Origin of the sequence: Streptomyces sp. NBC_00005, from assembly GCF_045160215.1 — a bacterium.
Lineage (GTDB): Bacteria > Actinomycetota > Actinomycetes > Streptomycetales > Streptomycetaceae > Streptomyces.
In genome coordinates, this window is the sequence record NZ_CP108316.1 from 4,464,523 (window position 1) to 4,480,371 (window position 15,849).

The window sequence follows — 15,849 nt, forward strand, 5'->3', positions numbered from 1 at the left end:
GACGCCGGAGAGGAGAACCGGCGAGGAGAACCGGAGAAGAGGCGAGGGGGGAGGGGACTGATGGCAGGGCTGAGCGGACGGGCAAGGGTACGGCTGGCGGCTCTCTTGCCGGCGGTGATGCTGGCCCTGTGCGCGGTGCCGGCGGCCGACGCGGCCGGAGGGACCGAGGACGCCGGCACCGAGGGACGGTCGTCGACAACGCAGGCCTTGAGAACACAGGCGTTGAGAACTCAGGCACAGGAGCAGCAGGAGCAGGAGCAGGACGTCCCCGACATGGCGATGGTGATCGCGGGCGGCTCGGGGCAGACGACGGTACTGCGCTCCAGAGAGGCGTCCTTCGCCCGCCTGAAGCAGCTGCTGCGGCCGACGTACTTGGGAACCGAGCGGGTACCGGAGGCCTGGACCGAGGGCCGCTATCCGCCGGTGGACATCACCGTGATCTGGGGACTGACGGGAATCGGCGGCTGGCCCCGGACGAACCGGCCACCGGGCGGTGACGTGGCCGTCGAACGCCAGGACCAGCTGTTGGTGGCGGCGGACGGCACGCCCTGGATACGGACGGATCCGGCGCCGGACGTTCAGGACGACGACATCCGCTGGCACCGGGCGCCGCGCTCGATCTTCGTGCAGTTGGAACGGGAAAAGGTGCTCGCCGGGCTCGGCGAGGGGGCGGCTGCGGCAGGGCCTGCCGAGGGCGCGGCCGGGGGGCATGGGGCCGGCTGGGACGCGGGCGGCGTCGGGTGGGCGGTCTCGGGGCTGGCCCTGGGGCTCGTGCTCGGTGCCGGCGGCACGCTGCTGATACGCCGCGCGGCGGCCCGGCAGGGAGCCGGACCGCCGCGGGAGGAACCACGACAGGAACTGTTCGACCTCGACCTCTGAGGTCCGCCGAGACCACGGAGCCCACTGAGACCGCTGAGATCCGCCTTGTCGTCCACCGAAGGCGTCAGACCAAGGCTTCAACCCAAGACGTCAGCCCAAGGTGTCAGACCAAAGCGTCAGCCCAGGTCGATCTCCGGGTACAGCGGGAAGCCGGCCACGAGGTCGGTGGCGCGGTGCGAGATCTCGTCCGCGATCTTCGGGTCGAGGACGTGCTGGGCCTTGGAGGGAGCGCCCGACTTGGTGGTGCCCGCCTCGGCGGTGGTGAGGACGCGGTCGATGAGGCCCGCGACCTCGTCCATCTCGGCGGTGCCCAGGCCACGCGTGGTCAGGGCGGGGGTGCCGATGCGGATGCCGGAGGTGTACCAGGCGCCGTTGGGGTCGGCCGGGATGGCGTTGCGGTTGGTGACGATGCCCGAGTCGAGCAGGGCCGCCTCGGCCTGGCGGCCGGTGAGGCCGTAGGAGGAGGTGACGTCGATGAGGTTGAGGTGGTTGTCGGTGCCGCCGGTGACGAGGGTGGCGCCCCGGCGCATCAGGCCGTCCGCCAGTGCGCGGGAGTTGTCGACGATGCGCTGGGCGTAGTCCTGGAAGGAGGGCTGACGGGCCTCGGCGAGGGCGACGGCCTTGGCGGCCATGACGTGCGGGAGCGGGCCGCCGAGGACCATCGGGCAGCCGCGGTCGACCTGGTCCTTGAGGGAGTCGTCGCACAGGACCATGCCGCCGCGCGGGCCGCGCAGCGACTTGTGGGTGGTGGTGGTGACGATCTGGGCGTGCGGGACCGGGTCGAAGTCGCCGGTGAGGACCTTGCCGGCGACGAGACCGGCGAAGTGCGCCATGTCCACCATGAGCGTGGCGCCGACCTCGTCGGCGATCTCGCGCATGATGCGGAAGTTCACGAGACGGGGGTAGGCGGAGTAACCGGCGACGATGATCAGCGGCTTGAACTCGCGGGCGGAGACGCGCAGGGCCTCGTAGTCGATGAGGCCGGTGGCCGGGTCGGTGCCGTAGGAGCGCTGGTCGAACATCTTGCCGGAGATGTTCGGGCGGAAGCCGTGGGTGAGGTGGCCGCCGGCGTCCAGGGACATGCCGAGCATGCGCTGGTTGCCGAAGGCCTGGCGGAGCTCGGCCCAGTCGGCCTCGGTGAGGTCGTTGACCTGGCGGACGCCGGTCTTCTCCAGGAAGGGGGCCTCGATGCGGTCGGCGAGGACGGACCAGAAGGCGACCAGGTTGGCGTCGATGCCGGAGTGCGGCTGGACGTAGGCGTGGCGGGCGCCGAACAGCTCCTTGGCGTGCTCGGCGGCGAGGGACTCGACGGTGTCGACGTTGCGGCAGCCGGCGTAGAAGCGGCGGCCGATGGTGCCCTCGGCGTACTTGTCGCTGAACCAGTTGCCCATCGCGAGAAGGGTGGCCGGGGAGGCGTAGTTCTCGGAGGCGATCAGCTTGAGCATCTCGCGCTGGTCGTGGACCTCCTGGCCGATGGCGTCGGCGACTCGCGGCTCGACGGCGCGGATCACGTCGAGGGCGGCGCGGAAGGCGGTGGACTCGGTGGAGAGGGGCTGCTGCTCTGACATGTCGTCGGCCTCCGGGTGGCGTGGCTTGGAGCATTCACGGTTCACGGCTGGCCCAGGCGCACGGCACTCGTCCTACGAAGGCCGCTCCCCGATGGTCGGTCCCATCCCAGCGCGCCAGTCACGGCCCGCCGGTCAGCCTACCGGGCGCGCCGGGAGGCAGAGGTCCCGCATCCACCATGCGAGCGACGATAGGAAAGGGGGCCCATCCTCAGCATCTGGCACCTTCTGGAGATCCCGTGACTGCTACGGAGACCCTCATCGCCGCCGCCGACGCGCATACCGCGCACACCTACCACCCGCTGCCCGTGGTCATCGCGTCCGCGGACGGGGCGTGGATGACCGATGTGGAAGGGAGGCGGTACCTGGATCTGCTGGCCGGTTACTCGGCGCTCAACTTCGGCCATCGCAACCGGCGGCTCGTGGAGGCGGCGAAGGCGCAGCTGGAGCGGGTGACGCTGACGTCGCGGGCGTTCCACCACGACCGGTTCGCGGCGTTCTGCTCCGAGCTCGCCGAGCTGTGCGGGATGGAGATGGTGCTGCCGATGAACACGGGCACGGAGGCGGTGGAGACCGCGGTGAAGACGGCCCGGAAGTGGGGGTACCGGGTCAAGGGCGTGCCCGCGGAGATGGCGAAGATCGTGGTCGCGGGCAACAACTTCCACGGCCGTACGACGACGGTCATCAGCTTCTCCACCGACGCGGAGGCGCGGGCGGACTTCGGGCCGTACACGCCGGGCTTCGAGATCGTGCCGTACGGGGACCTGACGGCGATGCGGGCCGCGATGACGGAGAACACGGTCGCCGTGCTGCTCGAGCCGATCCAGGGCGAGGCGGGGGTGCTGGTGCCGCCGGCCGGTTATCTGCCGGCGGTGCGGGAACTGACGCGGGAGCGGAACGTGCTGTTCGTGGCGGACGAGATCCAGTCGGGGCTGGGGCGGACGGGCGCGACCTTCGCGTGCGAGCACGAGGGGGTCGTACCCGATGTGTATGTGCTCGGGAAGGCGCTGGGCGGCGGGATCGTGCCGGTGTCGGCGGTGGTGTCGAGTGCCGAGGTGCTCGGGGTGTTCCGGCCCGGGGAGCACGGGTCGACGTTCGGTGGGAATCCGCTGGCCTGTGCGGTGGCGCTGGAGGTGATCGCGATGCTGCGGACGGGCGAGTTCCAGGCTCGGTCGGCGGAGCTGGGCGGCCATCTGCACCGGGAGCTGGGGGCGTTGAAGGGCGCCGGGCGGGTGACTGCGGTGCGCGGGCGGGGACTGTGGGCGGGCGTCGACATCGGTCCGGCGTTCGGGACGGGGCGGGAGGTGTCGGAGAAGCTGATGGAGCGGGGGGTACTGGTGAAGGACACGCACGGGTCGACGGTGCGGATCGCGCCGCCGTTGGTGATCGGGAAGGAGGATCTGGACTGGGGGCTCGCTCAACTGCGGGGCGTGCTCGGCGGCTGAGGCGGCCTCACCGGATCACATGCGGCAGGAAACGGGCGTACTCGTCGGTGACCGGTCCGGACGACTCGCGGATGCCGAGGCCGGCCGACTCGTCCTCGACGACCCAGGCGCCGAGGACGACGCGGTTGCCGTCGAAGTCGGGCAGCGGGGCCAACTCCTGGTAGCAGCAAGCCTCTTCGCGTACGACGGGCGCGGTGCCGGGCTCGTGGATCGTCACGCCGGCGCCCTCACGGCCGAGCAGCGGCTTGGCGACGTAGCCCGTGGTTCCCGTCAGTTCTCGCGGGCCGTCGAGATAGGAGGGTAGGAGGTTCGGGTGGTCCGGGTAGAGCTCCCAGAGGATCGCCAGGAGAGCCTTGTTGCTGAGGAGCATCTTCCAGGCCGGTTCGATCCACAGGGTCGTGCCCGTGCCGCCGCCGTTGTCGAGGGTGTCCAGGACGTGGTCGGCGAAGGCGTCGGTGGTGAGCCACTCCCAGGGGTAGAGCTTGAAGCAGCTGCGGATGAAGCGGAGTTGGTTGTCGACGAAGCGGCCGGAGAGGGAGTCCCAGCCGATCTCCTCCATGGAGATCCAGTCGGTGTCCAGGCCGGCCTGTTCGGCGGTCTCCTTGAGGTAGGCGACCGTCATCAGGTCCTCGCCGAGTTCGTCGTCCGAGGAATGCGCGAAGTACAGGGGGCTGCCGGGCGGGAGGAGGGCGGACTGTTTCTTCCAGGCGGCGACGAGGCGTTCGTGGAGGGAGTTCCACTGGTCGGCGCCCGGGAAGCGTTCCTCCATCCAGAACCACTGCGGGGAGGCCGCCTCGACCAGGGATGTGGGAGTGTCGGCGTTGTACTCCAGGAGCTTGGCGGGGCCCGTGCCGTCGTAGCGGAGGTCGAAACGGCCGTAGACGGAGGGGAGTTCGGCGCGCCGGCGCCAGGACTCGGTGACCGCCTCGGCCACCCGCGGGTCGGTGATGCCGAGGTCGGCGAAGCGGCCGACGGTGACCATGTGGTCCGCCGCCGCCAGGCACATGCGGTGGAGTTCCTCGACGGTCTCCTCCAGCGCCTCCACCTCGTCGAGGGTGAAGGAGTAGTAGGCGCTCTCGTCCCAGTAGGGGCGCAGGGAGTCGTCGGGGTGGCGGGTGAGGGGGTAGATCAGGCCCTGTTCCTCGACGGTCTGCTGCCAGCCGGGGCGGGGGGTGAGGGTGTGGCGTTGCATGGCCGTACGAGTCCTGGTGACGAAGTTCTGGTGACGGGTCCTGGTTACGGGCCCGTCAGCCGCCGGAGCTTCCCTTGCCGCTGCCGAAGCCGCCGCGGGAGACGCCGTGGCCGCCGCCGGAACCGCCCGAACCGCTGGAGGCCTTGCGGGGCTTGGTGAAGGAGCCGTCCTCGACCCAGGAGCCCTTCTTGCTGCCGCCGTAGTACCAGACCCCGTTGGCCGAGGCCTTCGTGGACTTGCAGTTCTGGTCGGCGACGACCTTGTAGCCCTTGGCGAGGTTGTAGCTGTCGCGGTCGACGCAGCGCTTGTCGGGGTCAGAGGAGCAGGCGGTGAGGGTCGCCGCGAGAAGTCCCATGCCACCGAGCACGACCGTGCCCGAGCGAAGTTGCCGGCGTGCGTCCGCCATGTCCGTGTCTCCCCGTTGATGTGCTGCCCGACGTGCTGTCGTGCGGTGTCTGTGCTGTCGTGCGGTGTGCGGGGGTCAGCCTAAAGATCGGTGAGAGGGCACGCCCAGGCGCCCCGCCCGTTGCGTGCCTCCCCTACAGTCCCTTTGTGATCTTTGGCATGGTGTGCGCTCTTGGCGCGGCGGTCTGCTTCGGTACGGCGACGGTGCTGCAGGCGGTCGCCGCGCGAGCGGCGAGTGCGGGCGGGGGCGGGGAGGCGGCGCTGCTGCTCCGGGCGCTGCGGCAGTGGCGGTATCTGGCCGGGCTGGCGCTGGACGGGCTGGGGTTCCTGCTGCAGATCGTCGCACTGCGGTCGATTCCGATCTACGCGGTCGCGGCGGCGCTCGCGTCCAGCCTGGCGGTGACCGGAGTGGTCGCGGCCAGGCTGCTGCATGTGCGGCTGAGCGGGATGGAGTGGGGTGCGGTCGGGGTGGTGTGCGCCGGGCTCGCGATGCTGGGGCTGGCGTCCGGGGCCGAGGGGGATCGCGAGGGGCCGACGGCATTGAAGTGGGTGATGCTCGCGATCGCCGTGGTGGTGCTGCTGCTCGGGCTGGTCGGCGGGCGTTGGTCCGGGCGGGGGCGGGCGCTGGTGCTCGGATTGGGGGCCGGGTTCGGGTTCGGGGTGGTGGAGGTGTCGGTACGCCTGATCGACTCGCTCGTACCGTCGGAACTGCTCACCAACCCGGCGACGTACGCCCTCCTCCTCGGCGGAGGTGCTGCCTTCCTGTTGCTGACCTCCGCCCTGCAGCGCGGCTCGGTCACCACGGCGACGGCCGGAATGGTGATCGGCGAGACGATCGGCCCGGCGTTGGTGGGCGTGGTGTGGCTCGGGGACCGCACCCGCGAGGGGCTCGCCTGGCTGGCGGTGCTGGGGTTCGTCATCGCCGTCGCGGGCGCACTGGCGCTGGCGCGATTCGGAGAGGCGCCGACATCGGAGGGGACTACGGAGACGGCGACGTGACCGGCGCGGAGATGACGACGGGACGGCCGGTGGAGACGGTGGCGTAACCGACGTGAAGGCGGCGACGTGATGGACGTGGACGGGGCGGCGTAACCGACGTGAAGGCGGCGACGTGATGGACGTGGACGGGGCGGCGTAACCGACGTGAAGGCGGCGACGTGATGGACGTGGACGGGGCGGCGTGACCGACGGGGATACCGCCGCATGACCAGCGTGGACTCGCTGCCGCGATCGACGTCGACACCGACGTAGAGACACCGACGTGACCGACCGGGAAACCTCGGCGTGACCGCCGTAAAGACGGCGACGTGACCGGCGCGGAAGCCGTGGCGCGAGCGACCCTTCGTCGCCTCAGCCCATCGCCTCCGTGATCCCGTCCCACAGTCGGGACCTGGCCTCCAGGGCGAGGATTGCCGTCTCGGCGGCCTCCTGCCAGCGGGTGTCGTCCGTGCCGCACAGGTCGGCCACCATCTGCATGGCCATGGGGGTGTGTTCCTCGCCGTCGACCTCGATGTGGCGGGCGAGGTAGTCGCAGAAGAGGGGGAAGCGTTCGGTGCCCTCCTTCTTGATGACCTGGTCGAACATGTCGGGGATCAGGTCCTCGCGGGAGAAGGCGAAGGCGGCGGCCCGGCAGTGCAGGGGCCGGTCCTCGATGATCGAGAAGGTGGTGCGGACGAACTCGTTGGCGGGGGCGGGGACTTGGGCGGCGCGCAGGGCCGCCGGGACGCCGTGGCCCTCCGTGAGCAGGGCGAGGAACGCGTCGAGCCGGGTGGTGTCGGCGCCCGCCTCGTGCATGGCGGCGCGGTACAGCTCGAAGTGGCTGCTGAAGCCGCCGTTCAGCTCGTCGCTCTCCTCGACGAGCACGATGTCGTTGATGAGCCGCCGGCTCACCTGCGAACCGCGTGGCACCCAGGGGACGTCGACACACGTCAGCTCCCGCTGCAGCGACTTGAGCAGGGACATGAAGTCCCACACCGCGAAGACGTGGTGCGCCATGAACGTCGCCATGTCCGCCCGGCTGTTGATCCGCTGGTAAATCGGATGCGCGGTCACTTCTTTCCGCGCCGGCTCGATCACGGAACGGGCCTGGTCGATTCCCTCGTGGCTCATATCCCAGTCGTACCTGGACATGGATCTCCTTCGGTCGGGGAATGTCGAGGAAAGCGATCGTGCAGCCGTTTAGACCCGCCCGGCAAGCGCTTCCCCGAATTTGCTGGAAGTTACCCCCAGTAGAAGTCGACAGAGTGCGCCAAGGCGGACGAAAGATGGATGAAGAGTCACGATCCGGACAGTCGAAAGAACTTCGTTTAATATTTGAACGTGCTGTGGAGGTTTTGCGTACCAATCCGCGTGACCAGCAATCCCGTCACCGTCACCGTGGCCTATCAGGTGGTGCCGGGCCATGAGCCCGACTTCCACTCGTGGGGGTGGGCCATGCTCGGCGCGAGCTCGCAGCAGCCGGGCTTCCTGGGGGGTGGCGTCCTTGTCGACCAGGAGGCGGAGTGGCATGTGGTCTATCGCTTCGCAAGCGAGGGCACGGCCCGGGCCTGGGAGGAGTCAACCGCCCGCGCCCAGTGGGACGTTCGGGTGGCGAGCGTCGCCCGGCAGACCGAGCGCAGGAGCGTGCGGGGCTCCAAGGTGTGGTTCGACTCCCAGACCACCGCACCGAAGGCGCCCACCCCGCCGCCGAAATGGAAACTGTGGTTCATCAACATGAGCGCGGTATTTCCGCCGGTGCTCCTGTTCAATCTGATCGTCATTCCCTATCTCGGCGGCCTCAATCCGCTCGTCCGCACGCTGCTGTTATGTCTCTGTGTCACTGCCCTCGTCACCTGGATTCTCATGCCGCGGCTTCAGCGTTTCTTCAAGAAATGGCTGTATCCGCCGCTCCAGGCATTCCGTGGACGGCACAAAAGACGGACCGCATAGGCCCGGAACGAACCGAGGGAGGTGGGCGGGTGAAGACCCTGCTCATCGACAATTACGACTCGTACACCTACAACCTGTTCCAGCTGATCGCCGAGGTCAACGGCGAGGAACCGGTTGTGGTGCTGAATGACGCCGCCGGCGGAGTTCCCGATCTCGCGGAATTCGACAATGTCGTGGTGTCGCCGGGGCCCGGGCACCCGGCCGAGCCGCGCGACGTCGGCCTCGGTGCCGCCGTGCTCGCCGAGTCCCCGATCCCCGTGCTCGGCGTCTGCCTGGGCCACCAGGGCATCGCGCTCGGGGAGGGCGCCCGGGTCCGGCCGGCCCCGGAGCCCCGGCACGGACATCTGTCCACGGTCCGCCACCACGGCCGGGACCTGTTCCGGGGGCTGCCGCAGGAGTTCACCGCGGTCCGCTATCACTCGCTGGCCGTGTCCGAGCCGCTCCCGGACACCCTGGAGGCCACCGCCTGGGCCGAGGACGGGGTCCTGATGGCGCTGCGGCACCGCGAACGGCCGCTGTGGGGGGTGCAGTTCCATCCGGAGTCCGTGCTCACCGAGTACGGCCACCGGATGCTGGTCAACTTCCGTAATCTCACGGCGGAACGGGCCCGTAGGACCCGTACGAAGAACACCGCCGTCACCCCCGACGCGGCGGCGATCCCGGTCCCGGCCGCGGCCGTCCCCCGCCCCCGGCGGGCGGCCCCCGCCTACCGACTGCACACCCGGCGCATCGCCGGCGCCGTCGACGCGGAGGCCGCGTTCACCCGGATGTACGGGGCGTCGCGGCGGGCGTTCTGGTTGGACAGTTCGCTGGTCGAGGAGGGGCTGTCGCGATTCTCGTTCTTCGGTGACGACAGTGGTCCGCTCGCGGAGTTCGTGCGCTACGACGTCGAGAGCGGGCGGTGCGAGATCGAGCGGCCCGGACGGCCGCCGCGCAAGGTCTCGGCGAGCGTCTTCGACTATCTCAGGCGGCAGTTGACGAGCCGTCGGGTGGACGCCGCCGGGCTGCCCTTCGACTTCACCGGGGGCTATGTCGGCTACTTCGGCTACGAGATGAAGGCCGACTGCGGCTCACCGAACCGGCACTCGTCCGACATCCCGGACGCCTGCTGGCTGTTCGCCGACCGTATCGTCGCCGTGGACCATCTGAAGGGGTTCACCTACGCGGTCTGTCTGGCCGAGGACACCCCGCAGGGCGCGCGGGAGGCCGACGACTGGCTCGAGAGCGCGCTGGCCCAGCTCAGCTTCGTCTCCGCCGCCCCCGAACGGCCCTCGCCGCGCGGGCGGACCGAGCCCGACCTCACCGCCGCCGAACCGTGGCTGGTGCGGGACCGGGCGACGTATCTCGCGGACATCGAGTCGTGCGGGCGGGAGTTGCGCGCGGGCACGAGCTACGAGATCTGTCTGACCAACGCGGCCCGCTTACCCGCCCCGCCGGACCCGTACGACTTCTATCGCGTGCTGCGCCGGATCAACCCGGCCCCGTACGCGGCCTTTCTGAGGTTCGGGGAGGTCGACGTGGCCGGTTCCTCCCCCGAACGGTTCCTGCGCATCACCCGGGACGGGGTCGCCGAGGCCCGGCCCATCAAGGGCACCGCGCCCCGCAGGGACGGGCCCGAACAGGACGCCCGGCTCAGGGACTCCCTCGCGGCGGACGCCAAGACGCGCGCCGAGAACCTGATGATCGTCGACCTGCTCCGCAACGACCTCGGCCGCGTCTGCCGGACGGGATCGGTGCGGGTGACCCGGCTGATGGCGACCGAGACGTACGCGACCGTGCACCAGCTCGTCTCCACCGTGGAGGGCCGGCTGCGGCCGGGCACGGACACGGTGGACTGCGTGCGCGCCTGCTTCCCCGGCGGATCGATGACCGGGGCGCCGAAGCGGCGCACGATGGAGATCATCGACTCCCTGGAGACCGAGGCCCGCGGCGTGTATTCCGGGTCGATCGGCTACCTCGGGTGCAGCGGGGGCGCGGACCTCAACATCGTCATCCGTACGGCCGTGTTCGCGGACGGGCTGATGCATCTGGGCGCCGGCGGCGCGATCGTCCTCGACTCCGATCCGGTCGCCGAGTACGACGAGATGCTGCTGAAGACCGCGGCCCAGATGCGGGCCCTGCGGGAGCACACCGTGGAGCGGATCCGGGAGCAGCGGGAGACCACGGCGGCCCGCGCCGACGTCCGCCAGGAGCGCGCGGCGAACGAGGAGCCGGTGCGATGACGACTCCGCAGATCACGCTGACGCCGGCCGAGTCCCAGGCTCCCGGCAACCTCGCCGCGCAGCTCGCCGGCCTGGCCGAGCGGCGCGGGTGGGTGGACCGGGCCGCCTTCCACCAGGGCCACCGTGCCTGGACCCACGGCGAGGTGCACACGCTCGCGGCCCGTGCGGCCGGCGTGCTCGCCGGTCACGGGGTGCGGCCGGGCGACCGGGTGCTGCTCGCGCTGCCCGACGGGATCGCCTGGGTGACGACCTTCCTCGCCGTCGCCCGGCTCGGGGCCGTGGCGGTGCTGGTCAACCCCGAACTCCCGGCGGCCGAGCACGCGTTCATGGCCCACGACACCGGGGCCGTGCTGTGCGTCACGGGGCCGGGTCTCGAGGACCGGTTCGCCGACCGGGCCTGTCTGGGCGCCGATCAGCTGGTCGCGCTCACCTCGGTCGCCGAGCCGGCCGACGCCTGTCCGGTCGACGCGCACACTCCGCTGTACGTGCAGTACACCTCCGGCACCACGGGCCGCCCCAAAGGGGTCGTGCACGGTCACGGCGACCCGAAGGCGTACCACGACCTCATCGGACGGCGGCTGCTGCGGATCACCCAGGACGACGTCACCCTGTCCGTGTCGAAGCTGTACTTCGCCTACGGCTTCGGCAACGCCTTCGTCTTCCCGCTGTTCTCCGGCTCCTCCGCCGTACTGGTCGACCGGCGGCCGGCCCCGGCCGCCGTCGACGAACTCGTCGCCCGGCACCGGGTGACGCTGCTCTACTCCGTGCCGTCCGCCTACGCGGCGCTGGTGGCTGACCGGGGCAGCGGGCACGAGGCCTGCTTCGGCTCGGTGCGTGCCGCGGTGTCGGCCGGCGAGGGTCTGCCGGACGGGCTCGGGGGGCAGGTCACCGAGCTGCTCGGCGCGCCGGTGCTGGAGCAGATCGGTTCGACCGAGGCCGGGCACGCCTTCTGCGCCAACAGCTTCGACCACAACGCTCCGGGCACCGTGGGCCGTCCCGTGCCCGGCTTCGAGGTGGAGCTGCGCGACCGTGCCGGGTGCCCGGTGGAGGAGGGCGCGGAGGGCGAACTGTGGGTGCGGGGGCCGACGGTGACGCCCGGCTATCTCAACCGCCCCGAGGAGACCGAGCGCACCCTGGTCGGCGGCTGGCTGGCCACCCACGACCGGGCAGTGCGCCAACCGAACGGCGCCTACCGCCACTTGGGCCGCACCGACGACCTGGAGATGGTCGGCGGCATCACCGTCTCCCCGCTGGAGGTGGAGGCGGTGCTGCGGCTGCACCCGGCGGTGCGGGAGGTCGCGGTCGCGGCCGTCACCGACGGGCGCGGTGTCGGCCGGCTGCGCGCCTTCGTCGTTCCCGTCGCGCCGCTGACGGCGGGTCTGGAGGACGACCTCGTCGGGCTGGCCCGCGAGCACCTGGCCGCCTTCAAGGTCCCCCGCAGTGTCAGTTTCGTCCCCTCGCTCCCCCGCACGCCCACCGGAAAGCTCCGCCGCCATCTGGTCCGCCAGGGCGCCTGGTGACCGCGTCAGCCGATGACCACGTAAGCCAATGACCGCATCAGCCAGTGACCACCGGGCCGGTGACCTCACGACAGAAAGGAACGGCCCCATGCGACAGCAGGATCCTCTGCTCGCCGACCGCGGCTTCTATCTGGGGCCGGTGTTCCGGCGGGCGGCCGACCGCCACGGAGCCGTCTTCGTCACCCTCGACCGGCCGCTGGACGTCAACCCCTCGCTCGGCGTCGACCTCAGCTACCCGGTGCTGGCCGAGGTCGTCGAGGAGCTGTCGGGCCGGTTGTGGGAGGCCGGCGTACGGCCCTCGGAACAGGTGGCCGTCCACAAGACGGACAACGTCGACATCATGCTGCTGACCTGCGCGCTCTCCCGCATCGGCGCCGTCCCCGTGCTGCTCTCGCCGGGGCTGGCCGGCCCGGTGGTCGGGCAGTTGCTGGGGCGGCTGCGGCAGCCCTGGCTCGTCACCGACCGGGCCAAACTGGAGGGCCCCCTCAAGGACGTCGACCTCTCCTCCCTCGTCCGGCGGACCCTCTCCGTGGACGACGCGCCCGGCGCCGAACCCCTGGAGAAGTACGCCGGCGCCGAACCGCCCGCCTCCGTACGGCTGCACCCGCGCGAGCCCGCCCTGATCACCCACAGTTCGGGCACCACCGGCGTCCCCAAGCTCGCCGTGCACTGCGCGAGCACCATGTGGAACCGGCTCGTACCGCAGAAGGCGATGGGCTGGCCCACCCGCGCCGAGACCGCGGCGGTGCACATGTCCTTCGTGCACTCGCGCTTCTACCATCTGCTCGGCGTGCTGCTGCACTTCGGCAGCCCGCTCGTACTGATCACCGACCCGGACCCGGCCGCGGTGGGACCGCTGCTGGTGCGGCACCGGCCCGGCATCGTCGAGACCCACCCCAACACCTTCGTGCTGTGGGAGGAGTTGGCCGACGCGCCCGGCGCCCCCCTGTCCCGGGTCAGGTCGTACGGCTCCACGTTCGACGCGATCCACCCGCGCACCGTACGGCGGCTGCTGGGCGCCTCGAAGCGCCGTACGCCCTGGCTGATCCAGCTGTACGGGCAGAGCGAGACGGGGCCGGTCGCGTTCCAGTGGTTCACCCGGCGCAGCGCCGCGCGTGCGGACGGACGGCGGGTGGGGATCGGGATACCGGGATTCACGCGCGTCCGCGTGACCGGCCCCGACGGGCGACCCGCGGCCCCGGGAACACCCGGCCGGATCGAGGCCCGCACCCGGGGCCGCATCCTCACCTACCTCGGCGCCCGCGAGCAGTACGAGCGTCAACTCGACGGCGCCTGGTGGCAGATGGGCGACATGGGCTACCAAAGCCGCCTGGGCGCGCTGTATCTGATCGACCGTGAGATCGATCAGATCGACTCCGTGCACAGCAATCTGGAGGTCGAGGACACGCTGATGGACCGGTTGGAGGAGCTGCGCGAGGTCGTCATCGTGCCGGGCGTGGACCGGGAGCCGGTGCCGGTGGTGTGCGTGCGGGGCGAACGGCCGCTGGACCAGGATCGCTGGCGGGAGGCCACGGCCGATCTGCCCGCGATGGCCGAGCCGCGGCAGTGGCGGTTCGAGGAGCTGCCGATGACCGCCACCTGGAAGGTGAAGCGGGTGGAGATCACCCGCATGCTGGCCGAGGGCGCCCGCACGTGAACCCTGTCGTGGTGGTCGGTGCCGGGCCCGTGGGCCTGTCGGCCGCGCTCGCCCTGCGGGCGCACGGACTGCCGGTCCTCCTGCTGGAAGCCGACCCCGAGGACCGCGAACGGCCGGGCAGCCGCGCCCTGTTCGTGCACCGGGAGACCCTCGGCCTGCTCGACGGGATGCAGCCGGGACTCGCCGCCGAGATCACGTCGTACGGCCGGACCTGGCAGACGAAGCGGACCCTCTACCGGGGGCGCGAGGTGTACTCCCGCACCTTCCCGCCCCCTTCGGGCCCGCCGCCCTTCACCAGCCTGCGCCAGGTCGACACCGAACGCTTCCTGCGCGCCGCCTGCGCACACGCCGGGGTGGACTTCGAGTGGGACGCCCGCGTGAGGGACGTACGCACCACGCGGACCGGCGTTCAACTGACCGGCGAGGACGGGCAGATGTGGACCGGCGGGTACGCCGTCGCCGCAGACGGTGCCCGCTCCACACTCCGGCACGGTCTCGGCATCGCCATGGAGGGCACGCGCGGGGAGGGCTTCCATGTCGTCGTCGACGTGGCCGACGTCCCCGGCGCCGAGCTGCCGCTCGAGCGGGTCTTCCACTACGAGCATCCGGGCGTCGGCGGGCGCAGCGTGATGCGGGTGCCGTTCACCGGGGGCTTCCAGGTCGACCTGCAGTGCCGGGACCAGGACACGCAGGAGGCGTACGGCACCGAGGAGGCCGTACGGCGCTGGCTGCCCGCGGTGGTGGGTGAGGGGTACGCCGAGCGGATCCTGTGGGTGTCGACGTACCGCTTCCTGCGGAAGGTCGCCGCCTCCTTCACCGATCCCCACCGGCGGGTGCTGCTCGTGGGTGAGGCGGCGCATCTGTTCCCGCCGTTCGGGGCGCGCGGCATGAACAGCGGGATCGCGGACGCGGCGGCGGCCGCGGAGGCGATCGCGGCGGGGACGACCGAGGCGGTCGCCGAATTCGCCGAAGTCCGGCGCGCTGCGGGCCTGTTCAACAGTGCGGCCGCCGGGGCCGCACTGGACCATCTGCGGCCCCGGCGGCGGACCGTACGGCTGAGGCAACGCGCGGCGGCGGCGCTTGCGCCGGTCCTGCCGTCCTGTGGATCGTGGCTGGAGCACGCGCCGTACGGGCCCCGGGGTGGGGCATCGGCAGTGGCCGCGGGAAAGTACTGAGGCCACTGTGGGAATCAGCCATGGCACGACCGACGGTGAGAAAGGCGCAGTCATGACACAACCGGCAGTGGCAGAAGGCCTGTGGGGATGGTCGCCGGCCGCCGGGCTGCGCCCCGTCGAGGAGGCGGGAACCGGCGGGCCGCTGCTGGTCGCGGACTCCTGGCTGGTGCGGGACGGCAGGGTGCGCGGCCTCGACCGGCACCGGGAGCGCTTCGTGCGCTCCTGCGGCGAGTGCGGAGGGCCGCCGCTCCACCGGATGCTGGAGTTCTGGAAGGCCATGACGGACGCGCTGCCGCGCACCGGCGAGTGGTTCCCGCGGGTCGAACTCACGCCCCATCATGTGCGGTTGCGGCTGCGGCACGCGCCACCCCTCGGTTCGGAGATCGAGGTCTGGGCGGTCGGCCAGTCGGATCCGCGTGCCGTGCCCCGCCGAAAGGGGCCGGACCTGGACACCCTGGCCAAGGTGCGCGGGCGGGCGGTCGGGGCGGGCGCTCAGGAGGCGGTGCTGATCGCGCCGTCCGGTGTGGTGCTGGAGTCGGCCACCGCCAGCGTGCTCTGGTGGGAGGACGACACCCTGTGCCTGCCTCCGCCGCTGCTGCCCGTCCTGCCCGGAGTCACCGTCGCCCTCATCCAGGAACGGGCCCGGCGCCTCGGCATCCGCGTCGCCCACCGCGAGCGGACGGTCGCCGAACTGGACGGCCGCGAGGTGTGGCTGGTCAACGCGCTGCACGGGATCCGGCCGGTCACAGGCTGGACGGACGGCCCGCTGCAGGCGGCACCCGCGGTCCGCGCCCCGGAATGGCGGGCCTGGCTGGACGACACCATGGAGCCGCTGCCGGAGAAATAACGCGGAAAGAAGAA

The 15,849-nt window shown here is 71.2% G+C and carries 13 protein-coding genes and 1 riboswitch; of the genes, 9 read left to right on the plus strand and 4 right to left on the minus strand.

Annotation, left to right across the window (positions count from 1 at the left end):
• The first annotated feature begins 60 nt into the window (after positions 1-60).
• Complete coding sequence (locus OG303_RS20405; RefSeq protein WP_405869863.1) at positions 61-879, plus strand: hypothetical protein; 819 nt, start codon at positions 61-63, stop codon at positions 877-879.
• 116 nt (positions 880-995) lie between these two features.
• On the opposite strand, the gene OG303_RS20410 is transcribed toward OG303_RS20405, so the two are convergent.
• Positions 996-2,447 (minus strand): glycine hydroxymethyltransferase, encoded by a 1,452-nt coding sequence (locus OG303_RS20410; protein ID WP_405869865.1) that lies wholly within the window; start codon positions 2,445-2,447, stop codon positions 996-998.
• Between the two features lie 43 nt (positions 2,448-2,490).
• A riboswitch (ZMP/ZTP riboswitch) is annotated at positions 2,491-2,579 on the minus strand.
• A gap of 104 nt (positions 2,580-2,683) precedes the next feature.
• On the opposite strand from OG303_RS20410, the gene rocD reads away from it, so the two are divergent.
• Positions 2,684-3,889, plus strand: coding sequence for an ornithine--oxo-acid transaminase (rocD, locus tag OG303_RS20415; protein WP_405869866.1), 1,206 nt, complete (start codon positions 2,684-2,686; stop codon positions 3,887-3,889).
• 7 nt (positions 3,890-3,896) lie between these two features.
• Here rocD and OG303_RS20420 read toward each other — a convergent pair whose 3' ends face one another.
• Together OG303_RS20420 and OG303_RS20425 are read right to left on the minus strand one after the other, a co-directional pair.
• A complete protein-coding gene (locus tag OG303_RS20420; protein ID WP_405869868.1) occupies positions 3,897-5,081 on the minus strand; it encodes a glutathionylspermidine synthase family protein in 1,185 nt (394 codons plus the stop codon).
• A 55-nt stretch (positions 5,082-5,136) separates the two neighbouring features.
• On the minus strand, positions 5,137-5,487 hold the full coding sequence (locus OG303_RS20425) for a hypothetical protein (protein ID WP_405869869.1): 351 nt from the start codon (positions 5,485-5,487) through the stop codon (positions 5,137-5,139).
• A 158-nt stretch (positions 5,488-5,645) separates the two neighbouring features.
• Between OG303_RS20425 and OG303_RS20430 the strand changes: the two genes are divergently transcribed.
• Positions 5,646-6,485 carry a DMT family transporter gene (locus tag OG303_RS20430; protein ID WP_405877390.1) on the plus strand — a complete coding sequence of 280 codons (840 nt, stop codon included), beginning with the start codon at positions 5,646-5,648 and terminating at the stop codon, positions 6,483-6,485.
• 351 nt (positions 6,486-6,836) lie between these two features.
• On the opposite strand, the gene OG303_RS20435 is transcribed toward OG303_RS20430, so the two are convergent.
• A complete protein-coding gene (locus OG303_RS20435; RefSeq protein WP_405869871.1) occupies positions 6,837-7,595 on the minus strand; it encodes a DUF3050 domain-containing protein in 759 nt (252 codons plus the stop codon).
• Positions 7,596-7,835: 240 nt separating this feature from the next.
• Here OG303_RS20435 and OG303_RS20440 point away from each other — a divergent pair, with 240 nt between their 5' ends.
• From OG303_RS20440 to OG303_RS20465, 6 genes are all read left to right on the plus strand, one after another.
• Entirely contained in the window at positions 7,836-8,414 is a 579-nt protein-coding gene (locus tag OG303_RS20440; protein ID WP_405869872.1) for a hypothetical protein, read from the plus strand.
• 29 nt (positions 8,415-8,443) lie between these two features.
• A complete protein-coding gene (gene pabB, locus OG303_RS20445; protein WP_405869873.1) occupies positions 8,444-10,636 on the plus strand; it encodes an aminodeoxychorismate synthase component I in 2,193 nt (730 codons plus the stop codon).
• On the plus strand, positions 10,633-12,156 hold the full coding sequence (locus OG303_RS20450) for an AMP-binding protein (protein WP_405869874.1): 1,524 nt from the start codon (positions 10,633-10,635) through the stop codon (positions 12,154-12,156). Before pabB ends, OG303_RS20450 begins: the two co-directional genes overlap by 4 nt.
• An 88-nt stretch (positions 12,157-12,244) precedes the next feature.
• The gene (locus OG303_RS20455; RefSeq protein ID WP_405869875.1) at positions 12,245-13,813 is read left to right on the plus strand and encodes a class I adenylate-forming enzyme family protein; all 1,569 of its coding nucleotides are present in this window, start codon (positions 12,245-12,247) and stop codon (positions 13,811-13,813) included.
• Positions 13,810-14,988, plus strand: a complete 1,179-nt coding sequence (locus OG303_RS20460; protein WP_405869877.1) for an FAD-dependent monooxygenase — start codon at positions 13,810-13,812, stop codon at positions 14,986-14,988. Before OG303_RS20455 ends, OG303_RS20460 begins: the two co-directional genes overlap by 4 nt.
• Positions 14,989-15,040: 52 nt before the next feature.
• Positions 15,041-15,835, plus strand: coding sequence for an aminotransferase class IV (locus OG303_RS20465; protein WP_405869878.1), 795 nt, complete (start codon positions 15,041-15,043; stop codon positions 15,833-15,835).
• Positions 15,836-15,849 lie beyond the last annotated feature (14 nt).

Bases quoted from the DNA above. Each gene is read 5' to 3' on its own strand.
- OG303_RS20405 (WP_405869863.1), top strand. From the start codon at position 61: ATGGCAGGGCTGAGCGGACGGGCAAGGGTACGGCTGGCGGCTCTCTTG.
- OG303_RS20410 (WP_405869865.1), bottom strand. From the start codon at position 2,447: ATGTCAGAGCAGCAGCCCCTCTCCACCGAGTCCACCGCCTTCCGCGCC.
- OG303_RS20420 (WP_405869868.1), bottom strand. From the start codon at position 5,081: ATGCAACGCCACACCCTCACCCCCCGCCCCGGCTGGCAGCAGACCGTC.
- OG303_RS20425 (WP_405869869.1), bottom strand. From the start codon at position 5,487: ATGGCGGACGCACGCCGGCAACTTCGCTCGGGCACGGTCGTGCTCGGT.
- OG303_RS20430 (WP_405877390.1), top strand. From the start codon at position 5,646: ATGGTGTGCGCTCTTGGCGCGGCGGTCTGCTTCGGTACGGCGACGGTG.
- OG303_RS20435 (WP_405869871.1), bottom strand. From the start codon at position 7,595: ATGAGCCACGAGGGAATCGACCAGGCCCGTTCCGTGATCGAGCCGGCG.
- OG303_RS20450 (WP_405869874.1), top strand. From the start codon at position 10,633: ATGACGACTCCGCAGATCACGCTGACGCCGGCCGAGTCCCAGGCTCCC.
- OG303_RS20455 (WP_405869875.1), top strand. From the start codon at position 12,245: ATGCGACAGCAGGATCCTCTGCTCGCCGACCGCGGCTTCTATCTGGGG.
- OG303_RS20465 (WP_405869878.1), top strand. From the start codon at position 15,041: ATGACACAACCGGCAGTGGCAGAAGGCCTGTGGGGATGGTCGCCGGCC.